Genomic DNA, 17,916 nt, shown 5'->3' with positions numbered 1-17,916 from the left:
ATTAACACATTTTAGTAATTAAGGATTTGTCTTAGGCTGTTTCGCTTATTAATCTCCCTGTTTTGTCATCTGGCTGGCGACAATTTTGTCGTAAGGAAATCGAAGGAAAACCCGAATAATGGTCAAGTCTCAACCAATACTGAGATATATCTTGCGGATCGTGCCCGCACTGGCGCTGGCCACACTCCTCTCAGCTTGTAGCAGTACACATAGCAGTCAAAACGCGAATAACGAGAATCATGAAGTTAACAACCACAATGGTTTTTTACTTCAGGCGTCTCAGGATGAGTTTGAAGAAATGGTGCGTAACGTCGACGTTAAGTCGCGCATCATGGAACAATACGCCGTCTGGAAAGGTGTGCGCTATCGCCTCGGTGGCGATACCAAACGCGGGATCGATTGTTCCGCCTTTGTACAACGCACTTTCCGCGATCAGTTTGGCTTAGAATTACCGCGCTCGACCTCTGAGCAGCAGGACACCGGTAAAGAGATTACCCGCAGTAAACTGCGTCCTGGCGATCTGGTGATGTTCCGTGCCGGTTCGACTGGTCGTCATGTGGGTATTTATCTGGGTAACGACAATTTCGTTCATGCCTCCACCAGCAGTGGTGTCATGATCTCCAGTCTCAATGATGACTACTGGAAAAAGCGTTACCGTGAAGGACGCCGTGTATTAAGTCGCAACCCGACCTGATTATCACCTTCGATCTTCTCTCAGCCAGAGAACATGAAACGCTGCTTACGCAGCGTTTTTTTTCGTGCCTTATTCTTAGCGACAGTCGTTTTATCAGATAAAAGCATTGTATTTCAGATTAATAACGAGACATTTCGGACACTCTCGTTATATTCTCGGTCGCTTAAACCGAAGCAGTCGTGTGCAATAACATAATAATAATTTGATCAGGGGAAGTTCCTCATGCCACTGTCGGGGGCGCTAAGGCGCCATGCCACCTATCCTCGCCGAATCGCATGGAGTAGTGCGATGGCCGGTGGCGTATTCTTTCTGCTGTTTGCCGTCCTGTCATTTCACCAGACCTGGCAGAAGCGCGAACGACAGCATCAGCAACTGCTGGAGAACAGCCGCACAGCATTACAGCAAACGCTTTCCAGCCTGCTCAACAGCACCCTCAGTCCCCTGCTTCCGTTCACCCACACTGCCTGTCATACCATTAATCGTGAACTGACCTCGCGCGCCGCGTTTGCCGGTAATCTCCGCGCCATCCTGCTGGTTAACGACGGCAATGCCTTTTGCTCCTCGGCCACCGGTAGTTTTAGCCTGCCGCTTAATGTGATCGCACCTGATAGTGATGTCTCACGTGACATCGATCTGCAGCTGATGTCAGGCACGCCGCTTCAGCCAAATAAACCGGCGCTGGGATTGTGGATTAAAAATCCTGGCAGTCAGCAGTCAGGTGTCTTCGCGACGCTGAATATCAGTCTGGCTCCCTACCAGCTGCAGGTCTCCGGGCATCCGGAAATTACCGGTATGGCGCTGATGGCACAAAAGAGTGCCTTAACCAGCTGGCAGCCTGGCGTGATGAAAAATAAAAGTCTGCCGCCGCCGCTGTATCAGCAGGCGCTGACAGACTATCCGCTGAAGTTTGTGTTGTTCGGTTCGGTTCTGGCGTTCAGTGATTATCAGAATATCCTGCTGTGCAGCCTGCTGCTGTCACTGCTGGTTTCCGGCGGCTGCTGGCTGCTGTTATCTGTTTATCAGCGTCCGGGGAAAGAGCTGATTCGGGGCATGAAGCGCGGTGAGTTTCACGTTGAATATCAGCCGCTGGTCACCTCCCATGATGGTCAGCCTTATGGCATGGAAGCGTTACTGCGCTGGACCCATCCGACCGAAGGCCCGATCCCGCCCGATGTGTTTATTCAGTATGCCGAGTCGCAGAACCTGATTATTCCGCTGACCCGGCATCTGTTTCAGCTGGTTTCCCGTGATGCACACCAGTTGTGTCATACCATTCCCCGTCATGCCTGCCTCAGCCTCAACATCTCTCCGCTGCATCTGGCTGACAGCTGTTTCCGGCAGGATGTTCTGCGCTGGCTTGATACCATGCCTGCAGCTCACTTTAATTACGTGTTTGAGATTACCGAGCGCGCCATGGTGCGCGATGAAAACGTCGGAGAACTGTTTGACTGGCTGCATCAGCAGCATATCAATATTGCCATTGATGATTTTGGCACCGGACACAGTGCGCTGATCTATCTGGAACGTTATGCGTTTGATTACCTGAAAATCGATCGTGGTTTTGTCCAGAGCATCGGCACAGAAACCCTGACCTCGCCGGTGCTGGACACCGTGCTGCAGCTGGCGAAGAAACTGAATCTGAAAAGTGTGGCGGAAGGGGTAGAAACCGGCGAACAGGCCGCCTGGCTGATCCATCGTGGCGTGACTCATCTGCAGGGTTACATCTTCAGCCGTCCGCTGCGACCGGAAACGCTGATAGACTATTTCCGGCGTCATAACGCCTGAGACTCTCTGGCCCGAATCGCGCCGGACATTTAACGGGAGAGAACATGCTATTTCGCCTGGGATTTCTGCTGCTGTGCGGCCTCTTCAGCGCCCCGCTGCTGGCTGCATCAGTCCTGCAAACGTTCGCCTTCACACAGGCCGGCGAAGCGAAATATCCGCCCGGCTTCAGCCATTACGATTACGTTGACCCCCGCGCGCCAAAAGGCGGCAGTATTACCCTGGCGGTAGTGGGCACTTACGACAATTTCAACCGCTACGCCTCACGCGGCAATCCGGGCATCAATACCGGCACGCTTTATGACGGCCTGTACACCAGCTCAGACGATGAACCGGGCAGCTATTATCCGCTGATTGCTGAATCAGCCCGCTACGCCAGCGATTTTACCTGGATTGAAATACGCCTGAATCCCCGCGCCCGGTTCCATGACGGCACACCAGTCACCGCCCGCGACGTAGCGTTCACCTTTCAGAAGTTCATGACCGAGGGCGTGCCTCAGTTCCGCGTCGCCTACCGTGGCGTGACCGTCAGAGCGCTGGACGATCACACTGTCCGCATCGGGGCACAGAAACCGGATAAAGATCTGCTGCTTGGGTTACTGACGCTACCGGTTATCCCCGAGTCGTTCTGGCGCGATAAGAAGTTTAACGAGCCGTTAAGCGCACCACCGCTTTCCAGTGGGCCTTATCGCATTACGCGCTGGAAGCTGGGCCAGTTTATTGAGTTCAGCCGGGTAAAAGATTACTGGGCCGCCGATCTGCCAGTGAATCGTGGACGCTTTAATTTTGATCGCATGCGCTATGACTACTATCTGGATGACAATGTGGCGTTCGAAGCCTTTAAAGCGGGTGCGTACGACTGGCGTGAAGAGACATCGGCGAAGAAATGGGCGACCCAGTATCGCGGCCGCAATTTCGACAATGGCAGCATTGTTAAAGAAACCGCGCCCAATGACGCCGCTATCGATACCCGCTGGCTGGCATTCAACAATGAAAAACCGCTATTCCACGATCGCCGCGTGCGCCAGGCGTTGTCACTGATGTTCGATTTCGAGTGGATGAATAAAGCGCTCTATTACGGTGCCTGGCAGCGTGCCAGCAGCTACTTCCAGAATACAGAGTATGCGGCCCACGGCGTGCCGGATGCACAGCAGCTGGCGCTGCTTGAACCGTGGCGCGCGCAACTGCCACCTGCGCTGTTCAGCCAGCCTTATCTGCCGCACAAAACCGATGGCAGCGGCTATGACCGCGCCAGTCTGTTAAGCGCGTTTGACCTGCTGAAACAGGCGGGCTGGCAGATTAAAAATCGCCGACTGATTAACGATAAAACCGGTCAGCCATTTACGGTCGAACTGCTGCTGCGCGGTGGCACCAGTACTGAATGGGCGTTACCGTTGCAGCACAACCTTGCGCGGCTCGGCATTACGTTGAACCTGCGGCAGATCGACAGCTCGCAGTACCTGCGGCGCTGGCGTGAAGGCGACTATGACATGATTGCCACCGTTTATGGGGCGATGCCGATTCCGACCTCCAGTCTGCAGATCCTCTGGCAGTCCGACTACATCACCTCGTCGTGGAATACCGCGCGGGTCAAAGACCCAATCGTTGATCACTTTGTGAAACAGATTATCGCGCATCAGGGCGACCCTGCCGCGCTGCGGCCGCTGGCACAGGCGCTGGATCGGGTACTGCTGTGGAATGCGTATATGATCCCGATGTGGTACAACGCTGAACAACGGCTGGCGTACTGGGATAAGTTTTCACACCCTGCCCGCAAACCTGCCTACAGCACCGGGCTGGAAAACTGGTGGTACGACACAAATAAAGCCGGACGCCTGCCGGCCAGCAAACGCTAAGGAGATGACCGTTGGCCGCATACTTTCTGCGCAGATTGCTGCTGATTATCCCGACCTTATGGGCGATCATCACGCTTAACTTCTTTATCGTGCAAATCGCGCCCGGCGGACCGGTCGATCAGGCGCTGGCGAATATTGAGTTTGGTCAGACCACTGGCCTGCCCGGCAGCGGCGCGGAGAACGCCAGTTCACGCGCCAGCGTCAGTCATCTTAATCCCGCAGATAATCAGTACCGTGGGGCGCGCGGGCTGGATCCCGAAGTAATTGCGGAAATTAAAAAGCGTTACGGCTTCGATAAACCGCTGTGGCAGCGCTACGGCGAGATGCTGTGGAACTACCTGCGTTTTGATTTTGGCGACAGCCTGTTTCGCAGCGCCTCGGTGATCGGGCTGATTAAGGAGAGCCTGCCGGTCTCCATCAGTCTGGGATTATGGAGCACGCTGATCATCTATCTGGTTTCGATCCCGCTGGGGATCCGCAAAGCGGTGCGCAACGGCAGCGCCTTTGATGTCTGGAGCAGCGCGTTTATTATCATTGGCTACTCCATTCCGGCTTTTCTGTTCGGCATCATGCTGATCGTACTGTTCGCCGGTGGCAGCTATCTCGACTGGTTCCCGCTGCGCGGGCTTACGTCTGCGCAGCACGACACCCTGCCCTGGTATGGCAAAGTGCTGGATTACTTCTGGCATATCGCCCTGCCGGTACTGGCAACGGTGATTGGCGGCTTTGCCACACTGACGATGCTGACGAAAAACGCCTTTCTGGATGAGATCCGTAAGCTCTATGTGGTGACCGCGCGCGCCAAAGGCGTGCCGGAACGCCGTATTCTCTATCACCATGTTTTCCGCAATGCCATGCTGCTGGTGATTGCCAGCTTCCCCGCCACGTTTATCAGCATGTTTTTTACCAGCTCAGTATTGATCGAAGTGATGTTCTCGCTCAACGGACTCGGCCTGCTCGGCTATGATGCGACGCTGCAACGTGATTATCCGGTGATGTTTGGCACGCTCTATATTTTTACGCTGATCGGTTTGCTGATGAACATTCTCAGCGATCTGACCTATACGCTGGTCGATCCGCGCATCGATTTCGGGAGCCGCTCATGACGCTCTCTCCGCTGAATCAACAGCGCTGGCAGCGCTTTCGCCATAACCGTCGCGGCTACTGGTCACTGTGGATCTTTCTGGTCATTTTCCTGCTGTCGCTGTGTGCCGAACTGATCGCCAATGACAAGCCGCTGCTGGTGCATTATCAACAGCGCTGGACGGTGCCGCTGCTGTTTGATTACAGCGAAACCGACTATGGCGGCGTACTGGCGACAGCGGCTGATTATCAGGATCCCTGGCTGCGGCAGCGCATTGCGCAGAACGGCTGGGCTTTATGGGCTCCGATTCGCTTCAGCGACAGCACCATCAATTTTGCTACTCAGGTGCCGTTCCCCTCTCCGCCCTCTGCGCAGAACTGGCTCGGCACGGACGCCAACGGTGGCGACGTACTGGCACGGCTGCTCTATGGCACGCGCATCTCCCTGCTGTTCGGCGTGCTGCTGACACTTATCTCCAGCATCATAGGAATTGTGATTGGCGCGGTGCAGGGTTATTTCGGCGGCAGAATTGATCTGATTGGGCAGCGGATGATTGAGGTCTGGTCCGGCATGCCTGCGCTGTTTCTGCTGATCCTCCTCTCCAGCGTCATTCAGCCCGGTTTCTGGTGGCTGCTGCTGGTCACCGTCGCGTTTGGCTGGATGAGCCTGGTGAGCGTGGTCCGGGCCGAGTTTCTGCGAACCCGAAACTTTGATTACATCCGCGCAGCACAGGCGCTGGGCGTCAGCGATGGCCGGATTATGCTGCGTCACATGCTGCCTAACGCGATGGTGGCTACCCTGACCTTTCTGCCCTTTATTTTGTGCGGATCGATCACCACGCTCACCTCCCTCGACTTTCTCGGTTTCGGTCTGCCGCTGGGCTCGCCCTCGCTGGGCGAGCTACTGCTGCAGGGCAAAAATAACCTGCAGGCACCCTGGCTGGGCCTGGCGGGCTTTTTCACCCTGGCGATCCTGCTGTCACTGCTGATTTTTATCGGCGAAGCGGTGCGCGACGCCTTTGATCCGGGCAAAGGAGCCTGAATGACAACGCCACTGCTTGCCATCAATCATCTCTCGGTCGCCTTTCGTCAGGGCGAGCAGCTTCGCCAGGTCGTGAATGACGTTTCACTGTGCATTGACGCGGGCGAAACGCTGGCGCTGGTGGGTGAGTCGGGTTCCGGCAAAAGCGTCACGGCGCTGTCGGTAATGCGACTGCTGCATGAGGCGGCGGTGGTTTATCCCCGTGGAGAGATTCTGTTTAACGGTGAAGATCTGCTGCGCGCCCGCGAGCAACGACTGCGCGCGATTCGCGGCAACCAGATTGCGATGATTTTTCAGGAGCCGATGGTATCGCTCAATCCGCTGCACACCGTGGAGAAGCAGCTGTATGAAGTGCTTTCGCTGCATCGCGGGCTGCGTCGTCCGGCGGCACGCGGTGAGATTCTCAGCGTGCTTGATCGGGTCGGTATCCGTCAGCCTACTACCCGGCTCAACGATTTCCCCCACCAGCTTTCCGGCGGGGAACGCCAGCGAGTGATGATCGCCATGGCGCTGCTGACCGAGCCTCAGTTGCTGATTGCCGATGAGCCGACCACTGCACTGGATGTGACAGTGCAGGCGCAGATTCTGGTGCTGCTGCGTGAACTGCAGCGGGAGCTGAATATGGGCATGCTGTTTATCACCCATAACCTGAATATCGTGCGTCAGCTGGCGGATAACGTCAGCGTGATGCGTCAGGGTCACATCGTGGAACAGAATCGCAGCCAGATTCTGCTGAACCAGCCGCAACATCCTTACAGCCAGCAGTTGCTGGCCGCAGAGCCGGAAGGAAAAGCGCTGCCGCTACCCGCAGACGCGCCGGTCATTCTTCGGGTCGAACAGCTTCAGGTCAGTTTTGCGCTGCGACGCGGACTGTTCCGTCGGCAGACCGGCGAAAAGCAGGTGCTTTCCGGGCTGAGTTTCAGCCTGCGGCGGGGCGAAAGTCTGGGTCTGGTGGGCGAGTCCGGGTCGGGTAAAAGCACCACCGGCCTGGCGCTGTTGCGGCTGATTTCCTCACGTGGCGAAGTCTGGTTTGACGGCCAGCCGCTGCATCAGCTGTCGCGCCGGCAACTTCTGCCGCTGCGTCAGCGCATTCAGGTGGTGTTTCAGGATCCCAATTCCTCGCTCAATCCGCGTATGACGGTGCAGCAGATTATTGCTGAAGGTCTGGCGGTGCATCAGCCCGAACTGAACAGTGCCCAGCAGGCGCAGCGGGTGATTGCGGTGATGGAAGAAGTGGGACTGGAAGCGGAAAGCCGGCATCGTTATCCGGCCGAATTTTCTGGCGGTCAGCGACAGCGTATTGCTATCGCGCGGGCACTGATTCTGGAGCCGGAGTTGCTGATTCTGGATGAACCCACCTCATCGCTGGATCGCACGGTGCAGAAGCAGATTCTGACGCTGTTACGCCGCTTACAGCAGCAGCGTCAGCTCAGCTATCTGTTTATCAGTCACGACCTGGATGTGGTTCGCGCCCTGTGCCACCAGCTTATTGTGCTGCGTCAGGGGGAGGTAGTGGAACAGGGAGAGTGTGAAACGTTGTTTGCGTCACCGACGACTGTGTATACCCGCGAGCTGCTGCAGTCAGCGCAACTCAACCTGCGATAAAAGTTTCCGCAATCGCCACGCCCTGATTTTTCAGGCAGCAGTTAGTGGCGCTTTCGTCGCGACGCTGAATAAACAGGCAGGGCTGCCCTTCGCACTCGGCCACTTTGCAATCGACCTGAATATCCGCCAGCACCTCTTTCAGCTGCTGCAGGATCTCCCACGCCGGAATGCCGTCATGGCTGATCAGACGCAACGCCACGAACTCCTGCTCATCCAGCATTGTGTCATCGGATTCAATGGCACTGTGGTGATCGCTGGCCCAGCGAAAACGCTGTGGCAGACGATGCACAATTGAAAGTTGCAGCATAGGTTACTCTCCCCGATGAGTTTATGTCGCAACACCGACCTGCCCGGCTGAAAACGGGTTGATCCCCGCAGAGTCAGGACAGGGATGACTGGCCCGTCCATGCGGATTGCAGAAGCGCATTTTTTGCGACTTACATCGCACTTCAGCCTATATGTACCGCGTTCACACGCCGTTAACAATCATTTTAGACGCATTGTGGTTACTTTTTTAGCCAAAAGTTTTCACAAGTAAGAAACAAAACCGGCGAGATGTGCATCACTGCGGACAACGGCGGGGAAACCACTGCGCCCGATTAACGGGGCGCAGTGCGGGAACGTGAAGCGTAGAAAAAGAGCAACAGAGAGATTGTTGCGCAGAGTGCGATAGTGCCGACCATCGGCCAGGCGCTGTTAAAACTCACCAGCGACAGCAACGCACCGACAAACGCGCCGACGCCAAAACGCAGCGTGCCCGCCAGGGACGAGGCCGTGCCCGCCATGTGCGGGAACTCATCCAGGATCACCGCCATCGCATTCGATGAGACCATCGACACACAGCCGATAAACAGCGCGATCCCCATCACCAGCGGCAGGAAACCGAGGCTGAAAGCGCTGACAATCAGCAGCCAGATCCCCATGCAGAACTGAATCAGCAGGCCCAGCCGGAACATTGCCACCGGGCCAAAGCGGCGCACGGCGCGGCTGTTAATCAGCGTCAGCAGAAACAGAAACACCACGTTAAGGCCAAAGTAGTAGCCAAAGTTTTGCGGTGAGACGTGATTCAGCTCGATGTAAACAAAGGGGCCAGCATTGAGAAAGGTAAACAGCCCGGCAAAGGAGAAGCCGCTCGCCAGCATATAGCTGAACGCCCGCTTGTGGCGGAACAGGGTCACGAAATTGCCCAGCGTGGTGCGCAGGTGAAACCGCTGTCGCTGCTCCGGCTTCAGGGTTTCGCGGATCTGGGTAGTGACCAGCACCGTCGTCACCAGTGCCGCGCCCGCAAGCGCCCAGAAGATGGCATGCCAGCTCCAGAGCACCAGCAGCCAGCCCCCGATAATCGGGGCCAGCAGCGGCGCAATGGTGGTAATCAGCATCACAAAGGACATCATGCGCGAGAAGTCCTCTTTCGAGTAACTGTCACGCATCAGGGCATTAATCACTACACTGGCTGCGGCAGCCGACAGCCCGTGCAGGAAGCGCATCAGAATCAGCTGGTCGATGCTCTGCGACAGCGCACAGGCCGCGGCGGCACAGGCGAAGATCAGGGTGCCGAGTGCAATCACCGGCTTACGCCCATAGCTGTCTGCCAGTGGCCCATAGATAAGCTGGCCAATCGCGAAGCCAAGGATGTAGAGGTTAAGCGACATCTGCACGCTACCGGCTGACACACCGAACTCACGCGCAATCTGCGGCATCGCAGGCAGATACATGTCGATCGACAATGGCATCAGCATGGCTAACAGACCAAGGATGACAACCAGTCCTGTTGGCGAATTCTTTTCCTTACGCACACCCTCTCCTGCACAAATGAATCAGGTACGGGCCGCCTGGCCCGCCCGGTTATTTTGCCTGCAGCTCTTTTGGCAGACCGATACTGGCGATCTCGTCTTCTGTCAGCGCCCGGTATTCGCCCGGTTCCAGATCGTCGTCCAGCGCAATGTCACCGATACGTTCGCGATGCAGCTCAATGACCCGGTTGCCGACGGCGGCAAACATCCGTTTCACCTGGTGATAGCGGCCTTCGCTCAGGGTCAGCCGCACGTCTGTGGGGGTAATCACCTCCAGCTGTGCCGGTTTCGTCAGGTCCTTCTCATTGTGGAGCTGCACGCCCGCGGTAAACTGCGCGGCCGTATCGTCACCGAGCGGCGATTCCAGGGTGACACGATAGGTTTTCTCGCAGTGATGACGTGGCGAGGTAATGCGGTGTGACCACTGGCCATCATCTGTCAGCAGCACCAGCCCGGTGGTGTCAATATCAAGACGCCCTGCCGCGTGCAGTTTGAATGACATTGGCTCTTCGATGAAATAGAGGATAGTCGGATGATCGGGATCGTCGGTTGAGCAGACGTAGCCCTGCGGTTTGTTCAGCATAAAGTAGCGTGGGCCGGTGAGCATCTGCAGCACGTTGCCGTCGTAGGCGACTTCGTGGTCGGGCAGCAGTTTAAACGCGGTGTCGCGCACCACTTCACCGTTGACGGTGACACGCTGGCCACGGATCTCGCGATGAGCGATAGCGCGGCTGATTTCCAGTTGCTGAGAGATGAATTTGTCGAGTCGCATGAATTCGTTTTGCCTGTTACTGCGGAGGGAATCTGAAACGGCCTGGTTAACCGTTGAAAATGTGCGGGAAGTATAACGTGATCCGCGCCAGCCTGACAGCGCGTTTACCGCCCTTTCATGGCATAATTACCACCAGTTTTATAAAAGTGAGCAACATGTCTTTTACCTTACGCCCCTATCAACAGGATGCGGTGAATGCCACCGTGGCGCATTTCCGTCGCCATCAGGAGCCCGCCGTTATTGTGCTGCCAACCGGTGCCGGAAAGAGTCTGGTGATTGCCGAGCTGGCACGGCTGGCGCGTGGCCGGGTGCTGGTGCTGGCGCACGTCAAAGAGCTGGTGGCACAGAACCACAGCAAATATCAGGCTTACGGACTGGAGGCCGATATTTTTGCCGCCGGCCTGCAGCGCAAAGAGAGCCAGCGCAAAGTGGTGTTTGGCAGCGTACAGTCGGTGGCGCGTAACCTCGACCTGTTCGACAGCGCCTTCTCGCTGGTGATCGTCGATGAGTGCCACCGCATCGGCGATGACAAAGAGAGCCAGTATCAGCAGATTTTCAACCATCTGCGTCAGCACAATCCTCAGCTCCGTTTACTCGGCCTGACCGCCACGCCGTTCCGGCTGGGTAAAGGCTGGATTTATCAGTTCCACTATCACGGCATGGTACGTGGCGACGACAAGTCGCTGTTCCGCGACTGCATCTATGAGCTGCCGCTGCGCTATATGATCAAGCACCAGTTCCTGGTGCCGCCTGAGCGGCTGGATATGCCGGTGGTGCAGTATGATTTCAGCCGCCTGACGGCACAGTCTAACGGCCTGTTCAGCGAAGCCGATCTGAATCGCGAGCTGAAACAGCAGCAGCGCGTAACGCCCCATATCATCCGGCAGATTGTGGAGTTCGCTGAAGATCGGCTGGGGGTGATGATTTTCGCCTCAACGGTAGAGCATGCGCGGGAAATTCTGCAGCTGCTGCCTGAAAACAGCGCGCTGGTCTCTGCCGACACCCCCGCCCGCGAGCGTGATGCCCTGATTCTGGCGTTTAAAGCGCAGCAGCTGAAATTCCTGGTGAACGTGGCGGTGCTGACCACCGGGTTTGATGCTCCGCACGTGGATCTGATTGCGATCCTGCGCCCGACCGAGTCAGTGAGCCTCTACCAGCAAATCGTCGGCCGCGGGCTGCGGCTCTCGCCCGGTAAAACCGACTGTCTTATCCTGGATTATGCCGGTAATCCGCATGACCTTTTTACGCCCGAAGTCGGCGCGCCTAAAGGGGCCAGCGACAATCAGCCGGTTCAGGTTTTCTGTCCCGCCTGCGGTTTCGCCAACACCTTCTGGGGCAAGGCGACCGCCGATGGCATGGTGATTGAGCATTTTGGCCGACGCTGTCAGGGCGTGCTGGAAGATGATGAGGGTGAGCGCGAACAGTGTGATTTCCGCTTCCGCTTTAAAAGCTGCCCTGACTGTGGCGCAGAGAATGATATTGCCGCCCGGCGCTGCCATCAGTGCGACAAAATTCTGGTCGACCCGGACGATATGCTTAAAGCTGCCCTGAAACTGAAGGATGCGCTGGTGCTGCGCTGTGGCGGTATGACGCTGGAACAGGGCCGCGACGCCAAAGGTGAATGGCTGAAGGCAACTTATCATGATGAGGAAGGCACCAGCGTCAGCGAACGGTTTCGCCTGCAGACACCCGCCCAGCGTAAGGCGTTTGAACAGCTCTTTATGCGCCCGCATCAGCGCGCGCCCGGCGTACCGCTGGGCTGGCAGACCGCCGCTGACGTGCTGGCGTTGCAGCCCCTGCTGCGACATCCCGACTTTGTCGTGGCGCGCGCCAAAGGCCAGTTCTGGCAAATCCGCGAGAAAATGTTTGATTATCAGGGTCGTTATCGCCGCGCCAATGAGCTGCGGTAATCCCTGCTGGCGGGTATATCGTTTGCTACCACCTGGCATAACGGCTATACTGCCGCCCGCTTTTGCATGTGCATCAGCGGGATTGAATAACCTGCCTGTTACTGGGTCGCCTGTAGCAGGATTAAATAAAGAGATATATTAATGCTCACTATCAATGCAGTAGAACGTAAAGAGCAGGGTAAGGGTGCGAGCCGCCGCCTGCGTACAGCAAACCGTTTCCCGGCCATCATCTACGGTGGTTCTGAAGCGGCTGTTGCCATCGATCTGGATCACGACTCAGTAATGAACCTGCAGGCTAAGCCGGGTTTCTACGACGAAGTTCTGACCCTGTCAGTTGACGGCAAAGAAACTAAAGTGAAAGTTCAGGCTGTTCAGCGTCACCCGTTCAAGCCAAAACTGTTCCACATCGACTTCGTTCGCGCTTAATCGCGAATTACGTTGAAAAACAGAAGGGCCGGTTGAGAAACCGGCCCTTTTATTTTGTCGCTGATACACCAGGACAATCGACGTATCAGGCAACAGAGCCGGGCTAAGCCCGGCTTTTTTTATTTGCTGCTGGTACGGCGCTGGAGCTGATCGCGCAGATTAGGCGGTGTGCCCTTAATCGTCAGAGTGTCCGTGGCCGGATCCCAGAAAATGCGTTCACCCAGCAACATCGCATCAAAGTTCAGGGTCAGTCCCCCGCCGCTTCCGGCAAACTTTGTCAGCTGACGCAACGTGCTGCGATCCGCAGGGAAGCTCTCTTCCAGCTCGTAACCCTGCTCCTGGGTAAAGGCCTGGAAGGTTTTTTCGCCCAGCGGTGGCAGTTCGCTCGACAGATCTTCCAGCGCAATCTCTTCGCCCGCCTGCAGCTGCTCGTTGCAGTAGCTGTAAACCTGCTGGCGATAGTTCTGCCGCTCCTGCTTGTCCAGTTCCGATTCGTTGCAGTAGTCATCGACCGCCTGCAACAGACCGCGGTTCTGCGCCTTAGTGTCTAATCCCACTTCGGCTCCGAGGAAGTCCATAAAGAAGTCAGCGACCTTACGACCAACGCGGCCGCGCAGGAAGGTCAGGTAACGGGTCGATTCCGGGTTGGTTTCCCATTCGGTCAAGTCGATACGCGCTACGATGTCCGCATGATTGATATCGAGATAATGCGTGCTGCTGATATCCAGCTGCTCATTGACGCGCATGCTGGACTGGCTGTTCAGCACCGCAATCAGCAGGTACTCCACCGCCAGATAGCGATAGTGAATAAACAGCACCACGCCGCCTTCCGCAAACGGGTATTTTGCCAGCTCGTCGCGCAGACGACCGGTCGCGGCACGGCTAAAAGCGAGAAAATCATCGTTGCCCTTACGACAATTACGCAGCGCTTCTGCCAGTTCACTCTCAGCGTTGAACAGGCCATAGGCTTTGCTTTTTGCGCTGTAAACCCGGTGTAACTCTTCCACCATCGCGTTGACCGTGTTGGTGGCAGGCAGCAGCGAATCGCGCAGCGCCAGTTCAAGCTGGTTTTCATCGCGTTTGATTAACTGATGCAGGGCAATCTGGTCGATATCCAGACTCATGGTAGACTCTCCTTTTAGCACAGGCGCGTATTCAAACACCGCCAGCATCGGCTTTCAACTCCATGCTGAAAGCGAACGCGGTACTTTCGATAAAATTGCGGTAAAAAGTGCGCTGTTCCGGTAATATATCGCCTTTTGAAATGAGCTTAGACGACGATATGGCACAATCATCACGCTACAGTGACGAACGCGTGGAACAACTCCTCGCGGAAATGGCCCAAATCCTGCACAAGGATAAAGCCCCCACCGACCTCTCCCTGATGGTACTGGGAAATATGGTGACCAACTTAATTAACAGCGATGTCGCTCCGGCGCAACGTCGTTCACTGGCACGCTCTTTCGCCGATGCCCTTCAGGCATCTGTGCGCGACGACAACGCTCATTAATTGGCTGATTTGACTTCATAATATGGTAACCAACCGGCAGCGCTACCGCGAAAAAGTCTCCCAGATGATCAGTTGGGGGCACTGGTTTGCTCTGTTTAATATCTTATTCGCGCTGATTTTAGGCAGTCGCTACCTGTTGGTCGCCGACTGGCCTTCTTCGCTGGCGGGGCGTATCTACGCCTATACCAGCTGGGTTGGCCACTTCAGTTTTGTCGTGTTTGCCGCTTATCTGCTGATTATTTTCCCGCTGACCTTTGTGGTGATGTCGCAACGGCTGATGCGGGTGTTATCTGCGGTGATTGCGACGTCCGGGCTGACGCTGGTGATGGTCGACAGTGCGGTCTTCAGCCGTTTCCACCTGCACCTGAATCCGGTGGTGTGGGAACTGGTCATTAACCCCGATCAGAGCGAGATGGCGCGTGACTGGCAGCTGATGTTTATCAGCGTGCCGCTGATTTTCCTGGTCGAGATGCTGTTTGCGACCTGGAGCTGGCAGAAGCTGCGCAGCCTCAATCGCCGTTCATTTGGTAAACCTGTCGCAGCTCTGTTTATCAGCGCCTTCTTTGCCAGCCACCTGATGTATATCTGGGCCGATGCCAACTTCTATCGCCCGATTACCATGCAGCGTGCCAACCTGCCGCTCTCCTATCCGATGACCGCCCGCCGCTTCCTGGAGCGTCACGGCTTGCTGGATGCGCAGGAGTATCAGCGCCGTCTGGTTCAGCAGGGGGATCCGGAAGCGCTGGCGGTAGAATATCCGCTGAGCGACATTACGTTCCGTGACGCCGGGACACGCAATAACCTGCTGGTGCTGACCGTCGATGGTCTGAACAACGCCACGCTGGCCAAAGCGCTGCCGCAACTCAATCAGTTTGCCAGCGAGAACGTGCGTTTCACGCAGCACTACAGCGCGGGTGATACCCCGGAGAAAGGCTTATTCGGCCTGTTCTACGGTATCTCCTCCAGCTACATGAACGGCATTCTGGCTTCCCGGACGCCGTCTGCCCTGCTGGGTGCATTGAGTACCCAGGGTTATCAGTTTGGCCTGTTCTCCTCAGAAGGCTTTAATCCGCCGCTCTACCGCCAGGCGTTGCTGACCGATTATTCACTGCCTGCCACCAGCAGTCAGCCCAACGCCAGCACCGTGGGGCAATGGCAGAACTGGCTGGAGAAACAGAAAGATTCACAGGCGCCCTGGTTCTCATGGATCGCCCTGAACGGCCCTGATGTGACCGGCGACAGTGCCAAAGCGCGTCAGCGCAGCTATCTGCGTCAGGCTCCGGCTGTTGATGAACAGATTCACGCGGTGCTCAGCAGCCTGCAGGCACGTGATTTGCTGAAGAACACCGTCGTGGTGATCACCGCGCAGCGTGGTCTGGCGCTGGATGGCAATCCTGACAGTGCCGGAAACCGCCAGACGTTGCAGGTGCCGTTAGTGATTCACTGGCCTGACACCCCCGCGCAGACGGTTGATCGCCTTTCGGATCATCAGGATGTGATGGCGACGCTGATGCAGCGCCTGCTGCATGTGCGGACCAATCCGGTGAATTACTCGCAGGGTGAAGATCTGTTTGCAGCGCGTCGTCGCCATGACTGGGTCGCCAGCAGCGAAGAGAATAAACTGATCATTACCACGCCGCAGGTGACGCTGGTGCTCAACAACAACGGCAGCTATCGCGCTTATGATGCGCAGGGCAACGCGCTTAAAGATCACAAGCCAGAGCTGGCATTGCTGTTGCAGGTACTCACCGAGGAGAAGCGGTTTATCGCTAACTGATTAATTATCAGGCAAATAGTTTGCGGGTATCTTGCATTCATGACGATAACCAGTAGACTTATCTTCCAGTGTTCGGCACGTAGCGCAGCCTGGTAGCGCACGGTCATGGGGTGTCCGGGGTCGGAGGTTCAAATCCTCTCGTGCCGACCAAATTCCCTGAAAAGCAGCCCAAAAGGCTGCTTTTTTCGTTTCTGTCGTCAGACTTTAACTTCCCTCGCACGTCCAGCAATCCGATCTATACTTCAAAACGTGTGGGTAACAAGAGGAGAGTTCATGACATTCATCGAAAAAGACGATCCAACCGAAGCACCTGAGTCCGGCGATAAGCAACCTTCCCCGCCAGACGAAAAGTAACCCACAGGGCCGCGTCTGACGCGGCCTTTCTCTGTCGCTGCTTCCCAAGCTGAATATTCAGATTAATCCCGAACGGGGTTAACATTCCTCATGTAATCATCAGGTTAAAGCTTGCAAAAAAGCCTGATCCGCCTCACAAAAGTAGCCACCCGCTGCGCTTTTTCATCAAACTGAAACAAAAATGTCACAGAAAATAACTACCCTGAACTCCCCAGAAATTGACGGATAATTTTTATGGCGATCAAAGCGAAAAGCCTGAAAGATGCAGAAGCGTTACTTCATTCAGGCATTAGCAAAGTGGAACTGGCGTATGACATTGGCAGCGACGATTTCTTTCGTCTGGCGAGCCACTGGTGCGACCGGGGTGCACGCATCAGCAGGGGTCACCACCATTTCGTTGTTTCTCTTAAAAGTTTTGCCATTCCTCCCAACGACTGATTGTGGCGGGCTGCTTGCCCTGAACCATCGCGCCTGATTAAATGCCTTTTTGGGTTCTGATGATGGTTTCGCATGCGCTATCCCGACCTGCCGCTGCCGCCTGTTGCAGGCGGCTTTATCCTTTCCTGTCATCTTAACCACAGCGATCCTTTGCTGGCGGTGAGTCACTTTGACCCACAAAAATATCATGACGCGCTGGCTGTCGAATGGGGTATTCCACTGCCCGCCCGACTGCAGCAGGCGGTCAATAAAAGACGTGCGGAATATCTTGCCAGCCGGTTACTTGCCCGGTCAGTAATGGCAGAACTGGGCATTGATGATTTCATTCTGACTAACGCGCCTGACCGCTCCCCCCTCTGGCCTGCCGGCATTCAGGCGTCACTGTCACACAGTAGTGGTGTCGTCGTCGTGGCGGCTACCCGTCAGCCCTGCGCAGTTGGCATTGATGTCGAGCAGTTGATGTCAGAGACCACGGCACAGGAAACGGCAACGCTGCTGATGAACGAGCAGGAACAGCAGCTGTTGCGGACGCTGCCCGTCTCCTTCAGTGCGGCCGCCACCCTGCTCTTCTCGCTCAAAGAAAGCGTATATAAAGCGCTATGGCCACAACTGCATCAGCCGATGGACTTTCTGGATGCGGCACTGGTGTCCGTAGATTTCGCGCAGCAAAGTGCCACGCTGAGCCTGACTCAGCACGTCGGCGAGCGCTTTGCGAGGGGGACGTTACTGCAAGCGGACTTTATGTGGCAGGAGAATCAGGTCATCACCCTGATCACGCATCAGCTTTAAAAAACCGGCTAAACAAGGGTATTTAGCCGGGGTAAACACAGACGAAAGAAGACGTTTCAGGATGGCAGAAACCGACGTTTCTGCT

General features: G+C 56.0%; 16 protein-coding genes and 1 tRNA gene. 13 read left to right on the top strand and 4 right to left on the bottom strand.

From position 1 onward, the window contains the following. Positions 1-118 precede the first annotated feature (118 nt). The 6 genes from mepS (at position 119) to yejF (ending at position 8,062) form a co-directional block, all read left to right on the top strand. A complete protein-coding gene (gene mepS / locus IV493_RS05200; RefSeq protein WP_013358530.1) occupies positions 119-694 on the top strand; it encodes a bifunctional murein DD-endopeptidase/murein LD-carboxypeptidase in 576 nt (191 codons plus the stop codon). A 288-nt stretch (positions 695-982) separates the two neighbouring features. Then, positions 983-2,479: a cyclic di-GMP phosphodiesterase gene (locus tag IV493_RS05195; protein ID WP_230299984.1), complete on the top strand. Its 1,497-nt coding sequence runs from the start codon at positions 983-985 to the stop codon at positions 2,477-2,479. 44 nt (positions 2,480-2,523) lie between these two features. Continuing rightward, positions 2,524-4,332, top strand: coding sequence for an extracellular solute-binding protein (locus IV493_RS05190; RefSeq protein WP_195857834.1), 1,809 nt, complete (start codon positions 2,524-2,526; stop codon positions 4,330-4,332). Between the two features lie 11 nt (positions 4,333-4,343). Continuing rightward, positions 4,344-5,438 (top strand): microcin C ABC transporter permease YejB, encoded by a 1,095-nt coding sequence (locus IV493_RS05185; protein ID WP_013358533.1) that lies wholly within the window; start codon positions 4,344-4,346, stop codon positions 5,436-5,438. Then, positions 5,435-6,457 (top strand): ABC transporter permease, encoded by a 1,023-nt coding sequence (locus IV493_RS05180; protein WP_013358534.1) that lies wholly within the window; start codon positions 5,435-5,437, stop codon positions 6,455-6,457. Before IV493_RS05185 ends, IV493_RS05180 begins: the two co-directional genes overlap by 4 nt. After that, complete coding sequence (gene yejF, locus IV493_RS05175; RefSeq protein ID WP_195857833.1) at positions 6,458-8,062, top strand: microcin C ABC transporter ATP-binding protein YejF; 1,605 nt, start codon at positions 6,458-6,460, stop codon at positions 8,060-8,062. It abuts the gene before it with no gap. Here yejF and IV493_RS05170 read toward each other — a convergent pair. From IV493_RS05170 to rsuA, 3 genes are all read right to left on the bottom strand, one after another. After that, positions 8,049-8,369 carry a hypothetical protein gene (locus tag IV493_RS05170; RefSeq protein WP_013358536.1) on the bottom strand — a complete coding sequence of 107 codons (321 nt, stop codon included), beginning with the start codon at positions 8,367-8,369 and terminating at the stop codon, positions 8,049-8,051. The genes yejF and IV493_RS05170 overlap by 14 nt on opposite strands. 292 nt (positions 8,370-8,661) lie before the next feature. Further along, positions 8,662-9,858 carry a Bcr/CflA family multidrug efflux MFS transporter gene (locus IV493_RS05165; RefSeq protein ID WP_013358537.1) on the bottom strand — a complete coding sequence of 399 codons (1,197 nt, stop codon included), beginning with the start codon at positions 9,856-9,858 and terminating at the stop codon, positions 8,662-8,664. Positions 9,859-9,907: 49 nt separating this feature from the next. Then, positions 9,908-10,627, bottom strand: coding sequence for a 16S rRNA pseudouridine(516) synthase RsuA (gene rsuA / locus IV493_RS05160; RefSeq protein WP_033783707.1), 720 nt, complete (start codon positions 10,625-10,627; stop codon positions 9,908-9,910). Between the two features lie 155 nt (positions 10,628-10,782). On the opposite strand from rsuA, the gene IV493_RS05155 reads away from it, so the two are divergent. Both IV493_RS05155 and rplY read left to right on the top strand, forming a co-directional pair. Next, positions 10,783-12,537 (top strand): DEAD/DEAH box helicase, encoded by a 1,755-nt coding sequence (locus IV493_RS05155; RefSeq protein WP_195857832.1) that lies wholly within the window; start codon positions 10,783-10,785, stop codon positions 12,535-12,537. A 141-nt stretch (positions 12,538-12,678) separates the two neighbouring features. Beyond that, positions 12,679-12,963, top strand: coding sequence for a 50S ribosomal protein L25 (gene rplY, locus IV493_RS05150; protein WP_013358540.1), 285 nt, complete (start codon positions 12,679-12,681; stop codon positions 12,961-12,963). Positions 12,964-13,082: 119 nt separating this feature from the next. On the opposite strand, the gene yejK is transcribed toward rplY, so the two are convergent. Continuing rightward, positions 13,083-14,087, bottom strand: a complete 1,005-nt coding sequence (gene yejK / locus IV493_RS05145; protein WP_013358541.1) for a nucleoid-associated protein YejK — start codon at positions 14,085-14,087, stop codon at positions 13,083-13,085. Between the two features lie 158 nt (positions 14,088-14,245). On the opposite strand from yejK, the gene IV493_RS05140 reads away from it, so the two are divergent. The 5 genes from IV493_RS05140 (at position 14,246) to IV493_RS05120 (ending at position 17,831) form a co-directional block, all read left to right on the top strand. After that, positions 14,246-14,473 carry a YejL family protein gene (locus IV493_RS05140; protein ID WP_010248348.1) on the top strand — a complete coding sequence of 76 codons (228 nt, stop codon included), beginning with the start codon at positions 14,246-14,248 and terminating at the stop codon, positions 14,471-14,473. Between the two features lie 22 nt (positions 14,474-14,495). Next, entirely contained in the window at positions 14,496-16,250 is a 1,755-nt protein-coding gene (gene yejM / locus IV493_RS05135) for an LPS biosynthesis-modulating metalloenzyme YejM (protein WP_195857831.1), read from the top strand. A 73-nt stretch (positions 16,251-16,323) separates the two neighbouring features. After that, positions 16,324-16,400 (top strand) — tRNA-Pro (locus IV493_RS05130). A 438-nt stretch (positions 16,401-16,838) separates the two neighbouring features. Further along, positions 16,839-17,042, top strand: coding sequence for a hypothetical protein (locus IV493_RS05125; protein WP_003854174.1), 204 nt, complete (start codon positions 16,839-16,841; stop codon positions 17,040-17,042). A gap of 72 nt (positions 17,043-17,114) precedes the next feature. Beyond that, positions 17,115-17,831: a 4'-phosphopantetheinyl transferase gene (locus IV493_RS05120; RefSeq protein WP_095706866.1), complete on the top strand. Its 717-nt coding sequence runs from the start codon at positions 17,115-17,117 to the stop codon at positions 17,829-17,831. Positions 17,832-17,916: the final 85 nt, after the last annotated feature.

Source organism: Pantoea sp. SM3640 (assembly GCF_015654165.1).
GTDB lineage: Bacteria > Pseudomonadota > Gammaproteobacteria > Enterobacterales > Enterobacteriaceae > Pantoea > Pantoea vagans.
Note: the sequence above shows the minus strand (reverse complement) of the source record. Positions and strands in the feature narration are given on the sequence as shown.

Excerpts from the sequence above, each read along its gene's own strand:
- IV493_RS05190 (WP_195857834.1), top strand. The coding sequence starts at position 2,524 with ATGCTATTTCGCCTGGGATTTCTGCTGCTGTGCGGCCTCTTCAGCGCC.
- rsuA (WP_033783707.1), bottom strand. The coding sequence starts at position 10,627 with ATGCGACTCGACAAATTCATCTCTCAGCAACTGGAAATCAGCCGCGCT.
- IV493_RS05195 (WP_230299984.1), top strand. The coding sequence starts at position 983 with ATGGCCGGTGGCGTATTCTTTCTGCTGTTTGCCGTCCTGTCATTTCAC.
- IV493_RS05170 (WP_013358536.1), bottom strand. The coding sequence starts at position 8,369 with ATGCTGCAACTTTCAATTGTGCATCGTCTGCCACAGCGTTTTCGCTGG.
- rplY (WP_013358540.1), top strand. The coding sequence starts at position 12,679 with ATGCTCACTATCAATGCAGTAGAACGTAAAGAGCAGGGTAAGGGTGCG.
- IV493_RS05180 (WP_013358534.1), top strand. The coding sequence starts at position 5,435 with ATGACGCTCTCTCCGCTGAATCAACAGCGCTGGCAGCGCTTTCGCCAT.
- yejF (WP_195857833.1), top strand. The coding sequence starts at position 6,458 with ATGACAACGCCACTGCTTGCCATCAATCATCTCTCGGTCGCCTTTCGT.
- IV493_RS05140 (WP_010248348.1), top strand. The coding sequence starts at position 14,246 with ATGGCACAATCATCACGCTACAGTGACGAACGCGTGGAACAACTCCTC.
- IV493_RS05120 (WP_095706866.1), top strand. The coding sequence starts at position 17,115 with ATGCGCTATCCCGACCTGCCGCTGCCGCCTGTTGCAGGCGGCTTTATC.
- IV493_RS05155 (WP_195857832.1), top strand. The coding sequence starts at position 10,783 with ATGTCTTTTACCTTACGCCCCTATCAACAGGATGCGGTGAATGCCACC.
- yejK (WP_013358541.1), bottom strand. The coding sequence starts at position 14,087 with ATGAGTCTGGATATCGACCAGATTGCCCTGCATCAGTTAATCAAACGC.
- IV493_RS05125 (WP_003854174.1), top strand. The coding sequence starts at position 16,839 with ATGGCGATCAAAGCGAAAAGCCTGAAAGATGCAGAAGCGTTACTTCAT.
- mepS (WP_013358530.1), top strand. The coding sequence starts at position 119 with ATGGTCAAGTCTCAACCAATACTGAGATATATCTTGCGGATCGTGCCC.
- yejM (WP_195857831.1), top strand. The coding sequence starts at position 14,496 with ATGGTAACCAACCGGCAGCGCTACCGCGAAAAAGTCTCCCAGATGATC.